4 protein-coding genes and 1 pseudogene are annotated in these 3,833 nt (G+C 72.1%); 3 read left to right on the top strand and 2 right to left on the bottom strand.

All coding sequences use genetic code 11. From position 1 onward, the window contains the following. Positions 1-122 (bottom strand): annotated as a pseudogene (locus ACOJUF_RS02610) (DNA-binding response regulator); the annotation flags it as partial. Positions 123-227: 105 nt separating this feature from the next. Between ACOJUF_RS02610 and ACOJUF_RS02605 the strand changes: the two are divergent. Further along, on the top strand, positions 228-1,214 hold the full coding sequence (locus ACOJUF_RS02605; protein WP_420120308.1) for a YciC family protein: 987 nt from the start codon (positions 228-230) through the stop codon (positions 1,212-1,214). Here the strand turns inward: ACOJUF_RS02605 and ACOJUF_RS02600 are convergent. After that, positions 1,189-1,827: a dTMP kinase gene (locus ACOJUF_RS02600; RefSeq protein WP_420120307.1), complete on the bottom strand. Its 639-nt coding sequence runs from the start codon at positions 1,825-1,827 to the stop codon at positions 1,189-1,191. The genes ACOJUF_RS02605 and ACOJUF_RS02600 overlap by 26 nt on opposite strands. Before the next feature lie 75 nt (positions 1,828-1,902). Here ACOJUF_RS02600 and ACOJUF_RS02595 point away from each other — a divergent pair, with 75 nt between their 5' ends. Both ACOJUF_RS02595 and ACOJUF_RS02590 read left to right on the top strand, forming a co-directional pair. Then, positions 1,903-3,363: a peptide MFS transporter gene (locus ACOJUF_RS02595; RefSeq protein WP_420120306.1), complete on the top strand. Its 1,461-nt coding sequence runs from the start codon at positions 1,903-1,905 to the stop codon at positions 3,361-3,363. A 203-nt stretch (positions 3,364-3,566) separates the two neighbouring features. Then, on the top strand, positions 3,567-3,833 hold a 267-nt coding region (locus tag ACOJUF_RS02590; RefSeq protein WP_420120305.1), incomplete at its 3' end, for an FKBP-type peptidyl-prolyl cis-trans isomerase.

Raw genomic sequence — 3,833 nt, 5'->3', positions numbered from 1 at the left:
GCCTCGACCGCCTTCGACCCGTCCCGCACCACGGCGGTGTCGAAGCCCTCCCCGCGCAGCACGATGGTGAGCATCTCGGCGAGGGCGGGGTCGTCGTCGACCACCAGCACACGAGCTTTCATGAACCCATGGTGTCATCCCGAACGGACCACCCGAGGGGGGCGCGCGGTGCCGGTGCGTGATCGCGGGCCGATCGGCCGCGCCGGACCGCGTGGGACGATGAGATCGTGAGCTACCCGGAGTACCCCCGCCAGGACCCGTACGGCCGGCCCTACCCGGGCCGCCCCGACGCCTGGGGGGCGACGCAGCCCGGGCCGATCCCGCTGCGCCCGCTGACGGTGGGCGAGATCCTGGGTACCGCCGTGACGGTGCTGCGCCGCAGCCTCGCCCCGCTGGTGCTGACCGCCCTGGTGGTCGGGGTGCTGTCGGCCGCGGTCACCGTGGGCGTGCTCGCGGCCGCCGGCACGCTGCAGGCCTACGCGGAGGCCACCTGGCTGGAGGACGTGCTGCGCGGCGGCACGTCGATCCCGGCCTCCATCCTGGTCTCCGCCCTGGCCGGGTTGATCGTCTCGGTGACCGGGGCCCAGGTGGTGGCCGGCGTGGCGACGGTCTATGCCGGCGCCCTGGCCCAGGGCCGGGACGGTCGCGGCGAGCTGGCCGGCCGGCTCCGCGGCCGCTGGCCGGCCCTGCTGGCGGTGGCGGTCGTCGTCGGGGTGCTGGTCTCGCTCGGCCTGATGCTGCTGGTCGTCCCCGGCGTGCTGGCCTACCTGGTGCTGGCGCTGGCCGCCTCGGTGGTGGCGATGGAGCGCTCGGGCCTGAGCGATTCCCTGCGCCGCAGCGCCGCGCTCAGCCGCGGCCACCGCGCGCGCATCTTCGGGGCGCTGGCCCTGGCGCTGCTGATCTCCACCGTCGGCGGGGCGATCGTCACCACCGTGCTGGGCTCGCTGTTCGGGCAGCACGACGCGGTGACCACACTGCTGATCACGCAGGGGGTGGGCGCCGTGGTCGGCGCGTTCACCGGCGCCTGGACCGGGGCCGTCGTCGCGCTGCTCTACATCGACGTCCGCATCCGCACCGAGCGGCTGGACTACGCCCTGCGGCTGGCCGCCGACCTGGACCGGCACCGCCGGACCGGGTCGGGCGGGCCGGGTGACGCGCCCGCCGGTCCCGAGGCCGGGCCCGCCGGCCTCACTCCACCGCCGCCGGCAGGCTGAACGACCCGTCGGCGCCGGGCGTCAGCACCGTCCACGGCGACAGGTACTCCTGCTCGGCCAGCTGCCGATACATCGCCGCGGTCCGCCGTTGCAGGCCGTCGTCGGCCTCGAACCGGTCCAATGCCCGGTCGTGCTCCTGGTCGGCCCGGGCCCGGGCGCGCCGGGCGGACAGTTCGACCGAGGTCGCGAGCAGGAACTGGCGGTCCGGCAGCGGGACGCCGAAGCGGTCGATCTCCAACGCGCGGACCCATTCCGGGAAATCGGTCGGGCGGTCAGGGGCGCCCAGCCGCGCGCTGCCGTAGGCGGCGTTGGACGTGACGTACCGGTCCAGCAGCACCACGTCATGGGTGGCCAGCAGGGCCCGGATCCGCTCGGCGGCGCCCCGCCGGTCCAGCGCGAACAGCAGGGCCGGCCCGTGGATCGAGTCGGACAGGTCGCCCAGCCGGCCGTACAGCGCGTCCCGGACCAGGTCCGCGTGCACGTCCTGCCCGTACCGCGGGAAGGCCAGGGTGGCCACGGTCCGGCCGGCGGAGCGCCAGCGCTGCGCGAGCCCCTCGGCGAGCGTCCGTTTACCCGAGCCGTCGAGTCCTTCGATGACGATCAGCTGACCCACGGAACGGCAGCGTACGGCCCGGACCGGCGCGCGTGTCGCCGCGGGCCGGGGGGTCGCGGTGGGACGCTATCGATCATGACCACCGCCACCCCTCGGCCGGCCGATCACGGCACGTTCCTGGGCCAGCCCCGGCAGCTCGCCACGCTGTTCTCGGTCGAGATGTGGGAGCGGTTCTCGTTCTACGGCATGCAGGGCATCCTGCTGATCTACCTGTACTACTCCACCGCCGACGGCGGTCTGGGCATCGACAAGGTCGAGGCGACCAGCATCGTCGGCGCCTACGGCGGCACCGTCTACCTGTCGACCATCCTCGGGGCCTGGCTGGCCGACCGGGTGATGGGCGCCGAGCGCACCCTCTTCTACGCCGCCGTCCTGGTGATGGCCGGGCACATCGCGCTGTCCGCGCTGCCCGGGCTGCTCGGCGTCGGCGTCGGCCTGGTGCTGATCGCGCTGGGCTCCGGCGGCGTCAAGGCCAACTGCACGTCATTGGTCGGCACCCTGTACGAGCCGGGCGACCCGCGGCGGGACGCCGGCTTCTCGATCTACTACCTGGGCATCAACATCGGGGCCTTCGCCGGCCCGATCCTGACCGGGCTGTTCCAGACGACCTGGGGCTTCCACGCCGGATTCATCCTGGCCGCCGTGGGCATGGCGATCGGTCTGACCATCTACGCGTTCGGACGCAAGAACCTGCCGCCCGCGGCGAACGAGGTGCCCAATCCGCTGCCGGCCAACCGGCGCCTGACCATGGTGGTCGTCGGCGTGGCGATCGTCGCCGCCATCGCGCTGGCCTCGTTCACCGGCCTGCTGAACGCCGACAATCTCGCCCAGGCCGTGGTGGCCGCGACGATCGTCGCGTCGATCGCCTACTTCGTGGTGATCCTGAGCAACAAGCGGATCACCCCGGTCGAGCGCCGGCGGGTGGTCGCCTTCATCCCGATGTTCCTGGTCAGCGCGGTGTTCTGGTCGCTGTACCAGCAGCAGTTCACGGTGCTGACGGTGTACTCCGACCAGCAGCTCAACCGGGACCTGTTCGGCTGGGAGATGCCGGTGAGCTGGGTCCAGTCGATCAACCCGGTGTTCATCATCATCCTGTCCGGGGTCTACGCCGCCATCTGGACCAAGCTGGGCAACCGGCAGCCGTCCAGCCCGGTCAAGTTCGGGCTGGGCACCATCGTCATGGGCGTGGCGTTCCTGCTGTTCATCCCGATGGCCAGCACGGTGCCGAACAGCGCCCCACTGCTGGGCGTGATCGGCGTGATCTTCGTCTTCACCAACGCCGAGCTGCTCATCTCGCCGATCAGCCTGTCGCTCTCGACCAAGCTCGCGCCGAAGATCTTCGAGACCCAGATGGTCGCCCTGCTGTTCCTGTCCATCGCGCTGGGCACCGCGATGGCCGGCGTCCTCGCCGAGTTCTACTCGGTCGACGACCAGGTCCCCTACTTCGGCATCCTCGGCGCCATCGCCATCGTGGTCGGCGCCGTGCTGCTCCTGTTCGTCAAGCCGATCCTGAAGCTGATGGGCGGCGTCCGCTGACCCCTCCCCGGCGCCGCCGCGGCCCCACCGGTGACCCCTTCCCCGCGCGGATCAACAACCCCGGCGCGGATCAACTCACCCCGAATGTGACCGGTGGGACGCCAGTCGTCGACTTCATCCGCGCGCCGATCCACACACCCCCCGGTGCGGGGGTGGGCGGGCTGATCGACCGCCGATCGGTCCGCTCGTGTTGGATGGGCCTCATGTCAGGAACCGATGCCACCAAGCCCGAGGTCGACTTCCCCGAAGGCCCGCCGCCCGCCGACCTCGTCATCACCGACATCACCGTCGGCGACGGCGCCGAGGCCAAGCCCGGCGACACCGTCCGCGTGCACTACCTGGGGGTGGACTACGAGTCCGGCGCCGAGTTCGACTCCTCCTGGAACCGGGGCGAGTCGATCGAGTTCCCGCTGCGCGGCCTGATCAAGGGCTGGCAGGACGGGATCCCGGGGATGAAGGTCGGCGGCCGC

It is taken from the genome of Nakamurella sp. (genome assembly GCF_048594475.1).
GTDB lineage: Bacteria > Actinomycetota > Actinomycetes > Mycobacteriales > Nakamurellaceae > Nakamurella.
The sequence above is the reverse complement of the archived record's forward strand: the minus strand, read 5'-3'. Positions and strand labels throughout refer to the sequence as shown.

Bases quoted from the DNA above. Each gene is read 5' to 3' on its own strand.
- ACOJUF_RS02595 (WP_420120306.1), top strand. From the start codon at position 1,903: ATGACCACCGCCACCCCTCGGCCGGCCGATCACGGCACGTTCCTGGGC.